The sequence below is a fragment of the Rhizobium sp. NZLR11 genome (assembly GCF_019685115.1).
In the GTDB taxonomy this organism is placed as follows: Bacteria; Pseudomonadota; Alphaproteobacteria; order Rhizobiales; family Rhizobiaceae; genus Rhizobium.
The window spans coordinates 83,478-97,927 of sequence record NZ_JABDWD010000007.1 but is presented as its reverse complement, the minus strand read 5'-3'; the positions used below and the strand labels follow the sequence as shown (position 1 = coordinate 97,927).

The following is a 14,450-nucleotide window of genomic DNA, read 5'->3' as shown; positions in this document are numbered from 1 at the left end:
GCTGCGATCAATAAGGCGCCGCCACCGGCCCCATGCCGACATAAACCGTCTTCAGCTCGGAATAATGCTCCAGCGCGGCCAGCGAATTCTCCCGGCCGAAGCCGGATTGTTTCGAGCCGCCGAAGGGGATTTCCACCGGGCAGAGATTGTAGGTGTTGATCCAGAGCGTGCCCGCCTCGAGCCGGTCGACGACGCGATGGGCGCGGGTGAGGTCGGCAGTGAAGACGCCGCCGGAGAGCCCGAATTCGCTGGCATTGGCGCGTGCGATCACCTCGTCCTCGTCGTCGAAATCGAGCACCGACATGACGGGCCCGAAGATCTCCTCGCGGGCAATGCTCATCTCGTCGGTGACATCGGCAAACACCGTCGGCTGCACGTAATAGCCTTCGCCGGAGACGTTGTTCGGAATGCCGCCGCCGGCAATCAGGCTCGCACCCTCGGCCTTGCCCTTCTCGATGTAGGAAATCACCTTCTCGCGTTGCGCCCAGGAGACCATCGGCCCGACCTGCGTCGCCTCGTCCATCGGATCGCCGATCAGCATTGCCTCGGTGCGCGCCTTCAGCCGCTTCAGGAATTCGGCCTTGATCGCCTTCTGCACGAAGACGCGGGTGCCGTTCGAGCAGACCTGGCCGGTGGAATAAAAATTGCCGAGCATCGCCCCGCCCACCGCCGAATCGAGATCGGCGTCGTTGAAAACGATCAGCGGCGACTTGCCGCCGAGCTCCATCGTCACGTGCTTGAGATTGCCGGCCGCCGCCGCCGCCACCCGGCGCCCGGTCGGCACCGAGCCGGTCAGCGACACCTTCGCGACATCGGGGTGGTTGACGAGCAGCGGCCCGGTGTCGCGGTCGCCCTGGATGACGTTGAAGAGCCCCTTCGGCAGCCCCGCCTCATGCAGGATTTCGGCGATCTTCAAGGCGCCGAGCGGGGTGTTTTCCGAGGGTTTGAACACCATGGCATTGCCGCAGATCAGCGCCGGCGCCGCTTTCCAGCAGGCGATCTGCTGCGGATAGTTCCAGGCGCCGATGCCGACGCATACGCCGAGCGCCACGCGCTTGGTATAGGCAAAATCCTGGCCGAGCGGGATATGCGAACCGTTGAGGCCGGCCGGCGCAACGCCGCCGAAGAATTCGAAGGCATCGGCGCCTGAGGTCGGGTCGGCGACGATCGTCTCCTGGATGGGCTTGCCGGTATCGAGCGTTTCGAGTTCGGACAGCGCCCGGTTTCTCTCGCGCATGATGTCGGCCGCCCGTTTGAGGATGCGCCCGCGCGCCATCGGGCTCATCGCCGCCCATTCCGGCTGGGCGCGCTTGGCGGCCGCAATCGCCTTCTCGACGATCGCAGGCGTTGCCGCGTGCAGCCGGGCGATCACCTCGCCGGTGGCCGGATAGAGGCTCTCGATGACGGTGCCGTCGGTATCCTCGACATATTCGCCGTCGATGAAGTGCGAGGCTTTCGGCTGGGCTTTCATGTCATTTGTCCTTGGGTGGTGCGATGTGGCTTTTCCTTCTCCCCTGGGGGAGAAGGTGGCCCGCAGGGCCGGATGAGGGGGCGGCAGTCTCGGCCTTTCGGCCGTTCGCTCCTGCGTCGCTCACCCCCTCATCTGTCCCTCGGACATCTTCTCCCCGCTGGGGAGAAGGGGAAACGACGGCCAGAAGCGCATTCAGATAATCCTCGGTCAGCGCGATCGAGGCTTCGATGCCGATCGGCGCCGATTTCAGACTTTGCCTGATATAGAGCCCGTCGATCATCGCCGCAGCGCCCTCGGCGATGCGTTCTGCGGCGTCGGCGGGCAGCAGCGCCTTGAGATCGACGAGCAGGTTGGAGCGCAGCCGTCGGGCATAGATCACCAGGAAACGCCGCGTCTCCTCGGAGCGCTGCGCCTCGGCGTAAAAGGCAAGCCAGGCGGCGATCGTGTCCGGCGCAAACTGGTCGGCGTGGAAGCTGACCCGGATGACCGCCGAAAGCCTGGCGCGCGGCGTCCGGGCTGCACGGAGCGCCGACACCGTATCGCTGCGCAATTGTCTGAGAAGCGAGCGGATCGTCTCGATCAGCAATTGTTCCTTGCTGCCGAAATAATGATGCGCCAGGGCAGGGGAGACGCCGGCCTGGCGGGCGATGTCGGACATGGTGACGGCAAGCGAGCCGTGATCGCCGATCACCCGCAACGCCGCATCGACAAGCGCCTTCCGGCGCACCGGTTCCATTCCAACTTTAGGCAACCGCCAACTCCCCTATTGTCGGTAAGGATATTTTTGATTGACTGATCAATCAACAAAAATATTTGCTGAATTGATTTCGCGCACATCTTTTAGGGAAGAACTGGGGCAACATATTAGGAGTTGATCAGGAGGTGTTCTATGACCAGCGTCTTCAACGAAATGCCCGCATCCTCGCTGCGCTCGAAATGGGCATGGTTTCTCGGCCTCGGCGTACTGCTTCTTATCTGCGGCCTCATCGCTCTCAGCAACCTGTTGATGGCGACCGTCGCCTCGGTCTTTTATGTCGGCATGCTGATGCTGGCAGGCGGCGTCATCTACCTCGTCCACGCTTTTCAGTTGCGCCGTTGGGATCAAGTGCTCTTCTGGGCCCTAAGCGGCGTCCTTTATGTGCTTGCCGGCATCTGCGCCTTCATCAATCCTATCTTTACCTCGGCGGCCTTGACCCTGTTTCTGTCCATTGCCCTGCTGGTGGCCGGCATCTTCCGTCTCTGGGTTGGAATGCGGATGCGACCGCTGAAGGGCTGGCGCTGGATCGTTGCAAGCGGCGTCATAACGGCGCTGGCCGGCTTTGTCATCGCCCTGGGCTGGCCGGTGAACAGCCTCTGGATCCTCGGCCTGTTCCTGGCCGCCGATCTCATCATCCAGGGCTCGACGATGATCGCCTTCGGCCTCGGCATCCGTAGTTAAAGCCTTTTTGATACGCCTATTTTGACAAGGGCATGACAGGGGATTAGACTTAAGGGGTATGGACCGCTCGCCAAAAGCGGGTGGCCCTGTGTGCGATCGCCGCAAATGGTCATGCGTCCCCCAAAGGCAGGGTTCTGCCTGAATAAAAAAGGGAGGAAGTTCATGCCGATGGTCACCGTTTCCATCTCTCCGCAACAGGCAGCGGGCATCCGCGCCGCCGTCGACAATGGCGGCTATGCCTCGAGCAGCGAGGTCGTCCGCGAGGCGCTCCGCCTCTGGGATGCCGCCCGCAAGCTCAACGAATTCCGCGACGATGTTCTCGACGACGAGGGCGCTCCGTCCGGCGGCAGATGTGTCGCCGACATGTTCGCCGATCACGAGGCCGAGCGCCGCCGCTCCGCCTGACGAAGCGCCTGATTGTATTTTTGAATTCAAAGTAAACGCGGAACGCGTGGCCGCGTCCTGCGTCTTTCACAAAACTTTCATATTGGCGAAAGGGTTCATTGATCCTTCCGGGGCATCTTCCTGACCAAGAAGAACAAGTCACAGTGGAGATCAGCCAAATGAAGAGCGGGACTTCCCTGGCTGCCAACGTCGAGCCCGGCGTCCTGCGCCGCTATGCTAGCGACCAGATCGTCACGTTTGCCAAGCTCGTGGTCGAGAACGCTTTTCAGCCGATCGTCGAGGCCGGCACCGGCACGGTGTTCGGCTATGAATCCCTTATGCGCGGCCAGGAGCGCATCGGCTACGACACGCCGGTCGACATTCTCGATGAGGCTCATCAGGCAGGCCAACTGCTGCAGCTGGAGCAGATGCTCGCCAGCCGCGCGCTCGCCAAATTCGCGTCGCTGTCGAATTTTTCCACCTCGACGCTGTTTCTCAATCTCGATGTCCGGCTGATCCCTGATGGCGAACGCCTGGTCGAGAGCCTGCTGCAGCACCTGCGAAAGGCGAATGTTCCGCCATCCTCCATCTGCTTCGAGTTCTCCGAACGCTTCGACAACACCAGCGTGCCGGAATTTTCCGCCCTGGTGTCGAAGCTTCGCAAGGCCGGTTTCAAGCTGGCGATCGACGATTTCGGCGTCGGTCACGGCGAGATGAAGCTGCTTTGCGATCATTCCGTCGATTACCTGAAGATCGACCGCCATTTCGTCGCCGAGATCGATCGCAGCCCCCGCAAGCGCCACCTGCTGAAGAGCATCGTCAACATCGCCCACGTGCTCGGCACCCGCGTCATCGCCGAAGGCATCGAGACCGAGGCCGAATTCATCACTTGCCGCGAATATGGCGTCGACCTCGTCCAGGGCTGGTTCATCTCCCGTCCGACGACGCACATATCCGAGCTGGCGCCCTCTTTCCCACATCTGCAGGAACTCGGAAAAAGCAAACGTAACAGCCAGTCGCTCGACGAAATCCTCATCCGCAAGCAGATCGAACTCTTGCCGACGGTTTACGAGAACGACAGCATCGACAGCGTCTTCGAACTCTTCCGCCGCAACCCGCGCCAGGCCTTCTTTCCCGTGCTCAACGCCAATAACGAGCCGCGCGGCATCATCCACGAGCAACACCTCAAGGAATATATCTACCAGCCCTTCGGCCGCGATCTCCTGAAGAACAAGATGTACGAGCGCAGCATCTCGCATTTCGTCGAAATGGCGCCGATCGTCGGCCTCGACAGCGACGCCGAGCAGCTGATGGCGATCTTCGCCAATATGGAAGGCAGCAACTGCCTGATCCTGACCGATAACATGCGCTATGCCGGCGTCGTCTCCGCCGCCTCGCTGATCAAGGTCATCAACGAGAAACAGCTGAAGACCGCCCAGGACCAGAACCCGCTGACCGGCCTGCCGGGCAATCGTGCCATCCGCGATTTCATGCGCCAGTCCGGCCGAGACGGCGATGAGGTCCGCCACTTCTGCTACTGCGATTTCGACAATTTCAAACCTTTCAACGATGCCTACGGCTTCCATCTCGGCGATCACGCGATCTCGTTGTTTGCCGCGCTGATGCGCCGCTATTTTTTCGCCGAGCGCCATTTCCTCGGCCACGTCGGCGGCGACGATTTCTTCATCGGCGTCGTTGGCTGGACCAAGGAGGAGCTGACGGAAATCCTCGACCGGCTGATCAGCGATTTCCACGACGATGTGCTTGACCTTTATTCCGACGAGCACCGCGCCGCCGGCCGCATCCTCGGTCACGACCGCGCCGGCGCCGAAGCCTTGTTTCCGCTGATGCGCTGCTCGATCGGCGTCATCGAACTGCCGGAGGCCTCGTCATCGACGATATCAACCGCGTCAGCGCCGAGATCGCCGTCATCAAATCGGCCGCCAAAGAGAGCGAGGAAGGTCTCATCTTCCATCTCCTCCAGCGCCGTGCGTCTATTTAGACGCGCAAGGACGCTGCAGAGCTTATGCAGCGGGCGAGGCGAATTGACGCCCTTGCCATTTCCGGCCTTCCCAAGCCTGCAGGGCTGACTTATTTCCTTGGCGCAGAGCATTTCAAGCAAAAGTGTGCAGCGGTTTTGCGTCCGGAATGCCTGAAAAATGCTTCAGGGAGGGTCGCGCTATGTCACTGCCTCAGGAAATGCGTTTCGTCGATCTGCCGTCCTTCGGCGGACCGGAGGTGATGACGATTGGCAAGCGCCCGTTGCCGGTGCCGGGTGAGGGCGAGGTTCTCGTCCGCGCCGAGGCGATCGGCGTCAACCGCCCCGATGTCGCCCAGCGCCAGGGCAGCTATCCCGCGCCCAGGGGTGCGAGCCCGATCCTCGGCCTGGAGCTTTCTGGCGAAATCGTCGCGATTGGCGCAGGCGTCAGCGGCTATCGCGTCGGTGACAAGGTCTGCGGTCTCGCCAATGGCGGCGCCTATGCCGAATATTGCCTGCTGCCGGCCGGCCAGATCCTGCCCTTTCCCAAGGGTTATGATGCGGTCAAGGCTGCCGCCCTTCCCGAAACCTTCTTCACCGTTTGGGCCAATCTTTTCCAGATGGCCGGGCTGACGGAAGGCGAGACCGTGTTGATCCATGGCGGTTCCAGCGGCATCGGCACGACGGCGATCCAGCTCGCCCGTGCCTTCGGCGCCGAGGTCTATGCCACGGCCGGTTCAGGTGAGAAATGCGATGCCTGCGAAAAGCTCGGCGCCAAACGGGCGATCAACTACAGACGCGAGGATTTCGCCGAGGTGATCAAGGCCGAGACCGGCCACGGCGTCGACATCATCCTTGACATGATTGGCGCCTCCTATTTCGAGCGCAATCTCGCATCGCTTGGAAAAGACGGCTGCCTGTCGATCATCGCCTTCCTCGGCGGCGCCGTTGCCGAAAAGGTCAATCTCCAGCCGATCATGGTCAAGCGGTTGACGGTCACCGGCTCCACGATGCGCCCGCGCACCGCGGAAGAAAAACGTGCCATCCGCGACGACCTGCTCTCCGAGGTCTGGCCGCTTTTGGAAGCCGGCACCGTCGCCCCCGTCATCCACAAGGTCTTTGCCTTTGAAGAGGTCGTCGAAGCCCATCGGCTGATGGAAGAGGGCAGCCACGTCGGCAAGATCATGCTGCGCCTCGGCTGAGCGTTTTATCCGCGTTGCGGGCGACGTGTATCAATGTCAGTGAGACGCCGAGAGCCAGAACGCCGGGCAGCGCCATCAGCAGATAGAGCCAGTAGGCCGCCGACAGCGCCCCTGATACACCGCCGGGATCGACGAGGCCGGCGCCATTGGCGATGACGCCGGCAAAAGCGGCTCCGAAAGCGCCGCCGAGCGAACTCATCGTCGGGATCGCCGAGGACGCCTTGTCCTGTTCGTTGTCGGCAACCAGCGTCAGGACCATGGCGACGAGATGCGCCCAGCCAAGACCGACGCCGACGCCCATCATGAACATGCCGATCGCTGCCGGCACGATGACGAGCACATGCGCATTCGGATTGTCGCTGGCGAGGAAGAGCGCGAGGCAGGCCGTCGCCGCCGCCTCGATAAGCGCACCGGCAACGATGGCCAAATACGCCTTCCGGCCGGTCAGCGAGCCGCTGAGGAAGGCCGCAAACGTCCAGCCGAGGGCGACGAGGGCGACGAGATAACCCGAGACAAGCGGCGTCACCCCGTGCAGGACCTGGAGGAAATAGGGAATGAAGACGTCGCTGACGAGCACGACCGTCATGGCGAGCATTGTCAGGTAAACGCGTGCAATCGGCCTGGAAAGGCTGACGGCGCCGGAGGGCAGCAGCCGGTTCGGGCTTCTCCCCTCGATGAAAAGCATGCCGGCGACCGCGGCGATCGAGGCCGCGATCAAAGCGATTTTCGCAGCCGTCGTTTCGATCGTTCCGGCGGTGCTGACCATCAGCACGGCGCCAAGCAGCAGCCCGATCTGGGCAACCGGCGTCTTGGCCTGCTCACGGTCGTCTTCGACCTCGGGCAACAGCCGCGGCGCCAGCACCGCCATCACTAGGCCGAGCGGCACCAGCACGATGAAGGCATAGCGCCAGCTGCTGCCGGCGGCGAAGAAGCCGCCGAGCGTCGGTCCGATGACGGTCGCCACACCCCAGATCGCCGCATAAAGCGTCGACGCCTTCGTCCATAGCGGCTCGGGATAGACGAATCGGATGAAGGCATAGCCAAGCGCTGCCAGCGCCCCGGTGCCGAGACCCTGCACCGCGCGTCCGAGCAACACCACCGGCATCGACGGTGCGGCTGAAGCAATCAGGCTGCCGACGCCGAAGACCAGCGCGGCGATCACATAGATGGCGCGAAGCCCGATCCCCCGCGGCCGCATGGCGACGAAGATCGAGCCGAGCACAGCTGCGGCGACGAACAGGCTGGTGACCCAGGAAAACAGCGCCAGCCCGCCGATGTCGCGCACGATCGAAGGCGCGATCGTCGCCATGATGTAGCTCTCCACCGCATAAAGCGCCACGCCGCCGGCAAGCATCAATGTTGCCGGCAGGTGCTCGGGCAGGAAAAGGCGGAGGAGGGAGCTGGCATTGGGGGCGGCTGTAGTCTGTTCGATATCGGACATGGGACGATCCCGAGTTTTTGCTGGCGAAGGATTATTTTCCAAGTTATAAATTGGAAATTATATGCAATCCGGATTAAAACAAGATGTCACTTGGAAAAGTATGCGTCAGTCCCCCGCCAACCGCATCCTGATCCTGATAAAAACCGAGGGCCCGCAGCTTGGCGCCGCGATCGGCGATGCGCTCGGCATTTCGGGCGAGGCCGCCCGTCAGCAGCTCGCCAAGCTGGCAGAGCAGGGGCTGGTCGAACCGGTCACCGTCGGCGCCACGGGCAGGGGCCGGCCGCGTCAGCTCTGGCACTTGACCGCTGCGGGCAACCGTCAATTCCCCGACGGCCATGCCGAATTGGCCGCCGGCCTGCTCGGCACGCTGGTCGAACAGCTTGGCCCCGCAGCCCTCGACACCGTCATCTCCGCCCGCGAGGCGGAGACGTTGCAGCGCTATCGGCAGGAACTGGAAAGTGTCGGCGACCTTGCCGCGCGTATCGCAGGCCTGGCCGCTATCCGCACCCGCGAGGGCTATATGGCCGACAGTTGGGGCGAGGCGGACGGCTCGTTCATGCTGGTCGAAAACCACTGCCCGATCTGCGCGGCGGCCACCGCCTGCGCCGGCTTCTGCCGCTCGGAACTCGAAACCTTCCGCGCCGCCCTCGGCGCCGACGTCGAGCGCAGCGAACACATCCTGCTCGGCGCCCGCCGCTGCGCCTATCGCATCACGCCGCGTTGAGGCGGAGCACACGCAAGCAACTCACGCTTCAAGCGGGCTGCCGCGCCTGGCGCAGGAACCATTTTATCTAAGCCATCCGTGGATGCTCTTAACCCCTCGTCACAGCCCTTCGCCAGTGTTGGTTACCGCTTTCGTGGGGCTGGTTATTCCAGAAACACTTTTTATAGTGCCTCTTTGGGGAGATAGAAAATGGTAGATGTCAAGCTTCATGCCGACCGCTTTTTGCGCAAGGTCAGCCCATCTTACCGCGTGAAGAGAAAACACCAAGCTGAGATCGCGCACTGGAAAGACGAGTTGCTTCGCTTGTCTCAATGGTTTCGCGACAGCTCTGTAGACTGGTGGGGTATTAAGCCACCAAACGAGCAACAAAAGTTAAAAAATTCCGATCTCTGGGAAGTGAATGCCGTAATGACGATGCATTCCGTACGGCCAAGCTACCACGAAGAATTGCGCCTTGCGAAAGATGAATTTGTTGGCAAGCGAGTACTGGAAATTGGAAGCGGCCCTCTCGCGCCATTGCTGCAATTCGAGAACTGCGAGCGTCATTGTATCGATCCACTCGTCAACATGTATTTGGAAGCAGGTTGGCCGCTGTTTGCATATGACGCGAAATTCATTTCAACCGGCGGTGAACGTCTTCCATATCCTGATGAATATTTTGATGTAGCAATTTCAGTCAACGCACTCGATCACGTGGATGATTTCGAACGGGTTGCCTCGGAAATGCAACGCGTTCTGAAGCGAGGGGGAAAACTTTATATCGAAGTTGAGTATCACGCGCCAACGGTCGCGGAGCCAATCGTTCTCGACGATAAGAGAGTGATTGATGCTTTTGCAAGCTGCAGAATGCATATAGCGATTAAGCGCTCGGGCAAAGAAATGTTCACAACATTGGCTGAAAGATACGGATTGTTGAAGAACCAATTCGAGCGATTTGACAAAGAAGTGTTTGTTACTTTTCACGGCGTCAAGCAATAGTCGAACTGAATTGAAGGACATTGGAGATGCCGCTCGCAACCGGTCGTCAGGCCGGCTGCCGCGCCTGGCGCCCGGCGCTTTCGAGATAGAGCAAGACCCCGATCGACGCGAGACCGGCGGCAGCGCCGACGAAGGCGGTGCCGGAATAATCGGTGATCGCAGTGCCGAAGGCGAAGAGCCCGGCGGCAATGCCGGTGCCGATGAAGGTGTTGAGCGAGATCAGCGAGGTGCCGAGCCCTGGCCGGTCTGCGATCAGGTCCTGCAAATAGGTGATCGGCACGCTGAGGATTGCCGCCGCCCCGCAGGCGTTGAGGAGGAGCAGCGCGTAGATGTGCCAGGGTGCCGAGGCAAATCCGAGCAGCAGCAGATAGGCGCAGTAGATCAGCGCGCCGAAGGCGAGCACATGCACGGTGCGGAACCGCCGCTGCGCCATGCCCCACATCATCATGAACGGCATTTCGAGAAAGGCCGTCAGCCCGGCGACGAAGCCGACATCGACCACGCTTCCATCTGCCGCATGGGTGATGATCAGCGGCAGGAGCATGCTGTTTAACCGCTGCAGCCCGAAGAGCAGCGCCATGACGATGACGCGTGAAAGCACCGAGGGCATGAAGATCCGCTTCAGCGATGCCAGGAACCCCGGCTGATCGGGGGCGGGACCGGCCGTGCCGTTTCCGGGCGCGAAGAAGAAATACAGGCAGAAACAGGTAAGGCTTGCGAAGGCGGCGATCCCGTAGGCCGGCGTCATCGACGGCGAATTGACAAGATAAAGGCCGATCATCCCCGGCGCCAGCGCCCACGAGCCGGAAAACAGCGCCCGCACCGTTGCGGTGATGCCGGCCGCCTGGCCGCGATCCATCTGGTTGGTTCTGGCGCGCAGGCTGGCAAACAGCAGCGAATAGGTGGAATTGCTCATCGGCACCAGCAACAGCGTCGAGACGATGAAGACGGCAGGGCTGTGAAAGATCGCGATCGACCCGAAGCCGAGCATGCCGGCGACGGAAAGCCCCAGCACCAGTGGCCGCCGCTCTTTCAGCCTGTCAGACCAGATGCCGAGCGCCAGGCTTGTGGTGACGTTGACGATCGCCGAGAAGAAGATCAGCGCCGAATAGGTGCCGTTGCTCAAGCCCAGTTCGTTGATCCCGATGATCGACTGATAGGGCGCGGTCGAAGCATAGGTGAAGGCGAGCGCGACGAGCGTCACGGCCGGAATGCGGATCCGCTTATCGCGCAGGATCAAGGAAAAGGTGGATGACATGGAGGCGGTTCCTGATGCACCACCTTTAGCTGGAACGGACACATCGGAGAAACGATAGTTTTCGATCGCTTCGGTCAATTCTTGTGATGATCGTTTGGATGATGTGATGGCTGTCCGATGGACGAAGATTGGCTGCGCGTTTCCGTCAAACTCACCGTCCGCGGAGCGGGTAGCCGCGTAGGGGCCGTCGCTGCACCGGGACAAAACGTCAACCCCGTTGGCTTTCGCGCCCTGACGCGTTATGCCTGCCGCATCCCGCCAGAACCCGAATGAGAACTCATGAACAATCCCGTCACCGTCGAAGTCACCCGCGGCCTGCTCGTCGAAAGCCGCCATCGCGGCGCGGTGGCTGTCGTCGATGGCGACGGCAAGCTTGTCTTCTCGCTGGGCGATATCGACGCCGCCGTCTTCCCGCGTTCGGCCTGCAAGGCGATGCAGGCGCTGCCGCTGGTCGAAAGCGGAGCAGCCGATGCTTACGGTTTCGGTGACAAGGAATTGGCGCTGGCCTGCGCTTCGCACAATGGCGAGGACGAGCATGTAGCGCTTGCCGCGTCGATGCTGTCGCGCGCCGGCCGAAATGCCGACGTGCTGGAATGCGGCGCCCATTGGTCGTTCCACCAGAAAACCCTCATCCATCAGGCCCGCACGCTCGATGCGCCGACCGCGCTGCACAACAATTGCTCGGGAAAACATGCCGGCTTCATCTGCGCCTGCTGCCACCAGGACGTCGATCCGAGAGGCTATGTCGGCTACCAGCATCCGCTGCAAGTCGAGATCCGCGCGGCGATGGAAAGCCTGACCGGCGCCGTGCTTGGCGCCGAGAGCTGCGGCACCGACGGCTGCTCGATCCCGACCTATGCCGTGCCGCTCAGGAGCCTAGCCCACGGCTTTGCCAAAATGGCGACCGGCGTCGGTCTGGAGCCCTTACGCGCCAAGGCATCTCGCCGCCTGGTCGAGGCCTGCATGGCCGAGCCCTTCTATGTCGCGGGCTCCGGCCGCGCCTGCACCACGTTGATGCAGATCGCCCCCGGTCGCATCTTCGTCAAAACCGGCGCCGAGGGCGTTTTCTGCGCCGCCATCCCGGAAAAGGGCATCGCCATTGCGCTGAAATGCGAGGATGGTACCACCCGCGCAGCCGAAGCCATGGTGGCGGCGACACTCGCCCGCTTCTTCGAGGCCGAAGAGAAGGTGCATGCCGCCCTGATGGCCCATGCCGCAACGTCGATGCGCAATTGGAACGGCATTCATGTCGGCGATGTCAGGGTCACTTCCGCCTTGGCCGGATGAGTGCGAGGCGCATGTATAAGTTATTAGAAAAATAAGAATTACCTAATATAAAGAGGGTGCGTCCTACGATCGCGGATTCACCCCTTCGGGGCGACGTGAGCACAGTCCAAGCCATGAGGGCAGGGCATGTTTGCAGGCCGCTATCTCTGGTGGATGCTGATGGGTATCGGCATCTTCATGTTCACCGCGCTAAGCCGCGACTATATCACCTGGCTCGTTATGCAATTGTCCGGCTGTGGGAATATGGCCGGCGCCTGCGAACCGGCCATCCTGACAATATCGAGCGTGCTCAAACCCGCCTGCATCTGGACCGCGATCGGCGTGCTCTTCATGGCGACGCTGCTCCGGCTTCACTATCTCTCGCTCATCTGGTTCTGGGGGCCGATTGTCGCGGTCTGGTTCGTCGCATCCACGCCGGTCCTCCTCTTCCTGGCAGCGGACGCAACGGCTCTGACGCGACCCGCCACGGTGGCGGCGCTGCCTGTCGCCTTCCTGTTTCTGGCCGCTTTCGTCGCCTATCTCATGCTTACCCTCGAGGATGGCGACATGCCGCTCGCAGCCTCGGTGCCGTTGCGCTTCACACTCGGCCTGACGGCCGTCTACGGCGCGCTTGCTGGGGTAGCCTTCATGTCGGAACTGTCGCGAGCCGCCGGAACCCTGCTCGACATGCCGGCACTTTCCGTCGCCATCGCGCTGGTGCAGCCACATCTGCAGACAGCGCTCACTCTTGGAACCGGCAGCATGGCGCCCGCTTATGCCGTGCTGGCGGCCTTCGTCGCGGCTCTTGCCGCAAGCCTCTTGCTGCATGCTGCCGCGCCGCCGGCCCGCCGCGCCATCACGCTGCGGCGATCGCGCCGTTGAGGTCGCGATAGGGCTTCAGCCGCTCGGCCGTCATCTCCGCCGGCACGATCAATCCCGCCACCTCGGAAATTCCAAGCACAGGGCAGGGCGAGACGAGATCGAATTTCTCCTCCGTCAGCAGCACATGCGTTTCGGCCGCGCAGCCGGCGATATGCCGCTTGATTGCCGCCTCCTCGAAATCGCCGGTGGAAAGCCCATGCACCGGATGCGCGGCAGTGACGCCGAGGAAGAACAGGTCGGGGCGCAACTGCGAGATCGCCGCTGCCGCTGCCGCGCCCGTTGCCACCATCGAATGTTTGTAGAGCCGGCCGCCGGTGAGGATCACCTCGGCGGTCGGGTGGTGCTCGAGTTCGGCGGCGATCGTCGGGCTGTGGGTCGCAACCGTCAGCGGCATGTCGCGCGGCAAGTGCCGGGCGATCTCAGCCGTCGTCGTGCCGCCGTCGAGGAAGATCATCTGTCCCGGCCTGACCATCGCCGCCGCAGCAGCACCGAGCCGTGCCTTGATCTCTGACGAGACGCTGGCCCGCGCGGTGAAATCCGGCAGGTCGGGCGAAAGCGGCATCGCGCCGCCATGCACCCGTTTCAACAGCCCCTCCGCCGCCATTTCCCGGAGATCGCGGCGGATCGTGTCTTCCGAAAGGGAAAAATCCTCGGCGACGCGCTTGGCGATCACCTGGCCATCACGGCGCAATATGTCGAGGATGAGGGTTTTGCGTTGTGACGTCAGCATAGGGTCTCTGCACGAAATTAAACATATTAGCCCGATATTGCACGAACAGACTCGACATTCAAGAAATATCATGCATTTTCACGAAATCCCGTGCATGAAGCCGGGAGTGCTCACGCAGAAGCGGAGCGATGGAGTGGATGATGTTGATTTTGATTGCCGGCCCATATCGGTCCGGAACCGGCGACGACCCGGAAAAAATGGCCGCCAACTTGAAGCGGCTGGAGCAACCCTCGCACGCACTGTTTGTCGCCGGCCACGTGCCGATGATCGGCGAATGGTTGGCCCTGCCGATCTGGCACGCCGCCGGCGGTAAGTCGGTCGGGGACGCGCTTTACGAGGAGATTTTCCACCCAGTCGCCGGCCGGCTGCTGCAGCTCTGCGAAGGCGTGCTGCGCCTGCCGGGCGATTCCAAGGGGGCGGATAACGACGTGCGCATCGCCAGGGAGCGCGGCATCCCGGTCTGGCATCGGCTGGAAGACGTGCCGGGCTGCGGCTGAAGACTTGCGCGGCGCCTCAGCGTTGCTCTTCGCTTAAGCTCAGCGCATTTGCGGCTTTGCTCACTCCCTCGACCGACCCTTCGGGGCGGTTGAGGGAGACGGCACGGCATGCCGATCATTGCTCCTCGCCCGCGCCGACGCAGAGACAAAACCCAATCTCCCCAGTTCCGGCGCACCCATCCCTGCGCTATATCACGTGCC

The 14,450-nt window shown here is 62.0% G+C and carries 12 protein-coding genes and 2 pseudogenes; 9 read left to right on the top strand and 5 right to left on the bottom strand.

Annotated features, from left to right (window positions below; genetic code table 11):
• Nucleotides 1-7: 7 nt before the first annotated feature.
• On the bottom strand, nt 8-1,471 hold the full coding sequence (betB, locus tag HJB83_RS14155; RefSeq protein WP_207583408.1) for a betaine-aldehyde dehydrogenase: 1,464 nt from the start codon (nt 1,469-1,471) through the stop codon (nt 8-10).
• Nucleotides 1,472-1,628: 157 nt separating this feature from the next.
• Nucleotides 1,629-2,222 (bottom strand): annotated as a pseudogene (gene betI / locus HJB83_RS14150) (transcriptional regulator BetI); the annotation flags it as partial.
• Between the two features lie 138 nt (nt 2,223-2,360).
• On the opposite strand from betI, the gene HJB83_RS14145 reads away from it, so the two are divergent.
• The 4 genes and pseudogenes from HJB83_RS14145 (at nt 2,361) to HJB83_RS14130 (ending at nt 6,473) form a co-directional block, all read left to right on the top strand.
• The gene (locus HJB83_RS14145) at nt 2,361-2,909 is read left to right on the top strand and encodes an HdeD family acid-resistance protein (RefSeq protein ID WP_207583410.1); all 549 of its coding nucleotides are present in this window, start codon (nt 2,361-2,363) and stop codon (nt 2,907-2,909) included.
• A 162-nt stretch (nt 2,910-3,071) separates the two neighbouring features.
• Nucleotides 3,072-3,314, top strand: a complete 243-nt coding sequence (locus tag HJB83_RS14140) for a type II toxin-antitoxin system ParD family antitoxin (RefSeq protein WP_221117022.1) — start codon at nt 3,072-3,074, stop codon at nt 3,312-3,314.
• Nucleotides 3,315-3,428: 114 nt separating this feature from the next.
• Nucleotides 3,429-5,295 (top strand): annotated as a pseudogene (locus HJB83_RS14135) (GGDEF domain-containing protein).
• 179 nt (nt 5,296-5,474) lie between these two features.
• Entirely contained in the window at nt 5,475-6,473 is a 999-nt protein-coding gene (locus tag HJB83_RS14130; RefSeq protein WP_207583413.1) for an NAD(P)H-quinone oxidoreductase, read from the top strand.
• On the opposite strand, the gene HJB83_RS14125 is transcribed toward HJB83_RS14130, so the two are convergent.
• On the bottom strand, nt 6,454-7,914 hold the full coding sequence (locus tag HJB83_RS14125; protein WP_221132163.1) for an MFS transporter: 1,461 nt from the start codon (nt 7,912-7,914) through the stop codon (nt 6,454-6,456). The genes HJB83_RS14130 and HJB83_RS14125 overlap by 20 nt on opposite strands.
• Nucleotides 7,915-8,014: 100 nt before the next feature.
• Here HJB83_RS14125 and HJB83_RS14120 point away from each other — a divergent pair, with 100 nt between their 5' ends.
• The gene (locus HJB83_RS14120) at nt 8,015-8,638 is read left to right on the top strand and encodes a metalloregulator ArsR/SmtB family transcription factor (protein WP_221132162.1); all 624 of its coding nucleotides are present in this window, start codon (nt 8,015-8,017) and stop codon (nt 8,636-8,638) included.
• A gap of 189 nt (nt 8,639-8,827) precedes the next feature.
• Nucleotides 8,828-9,616 carry a class I SAM-dependent methyltransferase gene (locus HJB83_RS14115; protein ID WP_207583416.1) on the top strand — a complete coding sequence of 263 codons (789 nt, stop codon included), beginning with the start codon at nt 8,828-8,830 and terminating at the stop codon, nt 9,614-9,616.
• 46 nt (nt 9,617-9,662) lie between these two features.
• Here the strand turns inward: HJB83_RS14115 and HJB83_RS14110 are convergent, their stop codons facing one another.
• Complete coding sequence (locus HJB83_RS14110; RefSeq protein ID WP_405049170.1) at nt 9,663-11,210, bottom strand: MFS transporter; 1,548 nt, start codon at nt 11,208-11,210, stop codon at nt 9,663-9,665.
• Between HJB83_RS14110 and HJB83_RS14105 the strand changes: the two genes are divergently transcribed.
• Both HJB83_RS14105 and HJB83_RS14100 read left to right on the top strand, forming a co-directional pair.
• The gene (locus HJB83_RS14105) at nt 11,154-12,161 is read left to right on the top strand and encodes an asparaginase (RefSeq protein ID WP_221132161.1); all 1,008 of its coding nucleotides are present in this window, start codon (nt 11,154-11,156) and stop codon (nt 12,159-12,161) included. The genes HJB83_RS14110 and HJB83_RS14105 overlap by 57 nt on opposite strands.
• Before the next feature lie 126 nt (nt 12,162-12,287).
• The gene (locus HJB83_RS14100) at nt 12,288-13,022 is read left to right on the top strand and encodes a hypothetical protein (RefSeq protein WP_207583419.1); all 735 of its coding nucleotides are present in this window, start codon (nt 12,288-12,290) and stop codon (nt 13,020-13,022) included.
• On the opposite strand, the gene HJB83_RS14095 is transcribed toward HJB83_RS14100, so the two are convergent.
• Nucleotides 12,997-13,752 (bottom strand): DeoR/GlpR family DNA-binding transcription regulator, encoded by a 756-nt coding sequence (locus HJB83_RS14095; protein WP_221117014.1) that lies wholly within the window; start codon nt 13,750-13,752, stop codon nt 12,997-12,999. The two genes, HJB83_RS14100 and HJB83_RS14095, sit on opposite strands and share 26 nt — an antisense overlap.
• Nucleotides 13,753-13,892: 140 nt before the next feature.
• On the opposite strand from HJB83_RS14095, the gene HJB83_RS14090 reads away from it, so the two are divergent.
• Complete coding sequence (locus tag HJB83_RS14090; protein ID WP_221117013.1) at nt 13,893-14,249, top strand: DUF4406 domain-containing protein; 357 nt, start codon at nt 13,893-13,895, stop codon at nt 14,247-14,249.
• The last annotated feature ends 201 nt before the right edge of the window (nt 14,250-14,450 follow it).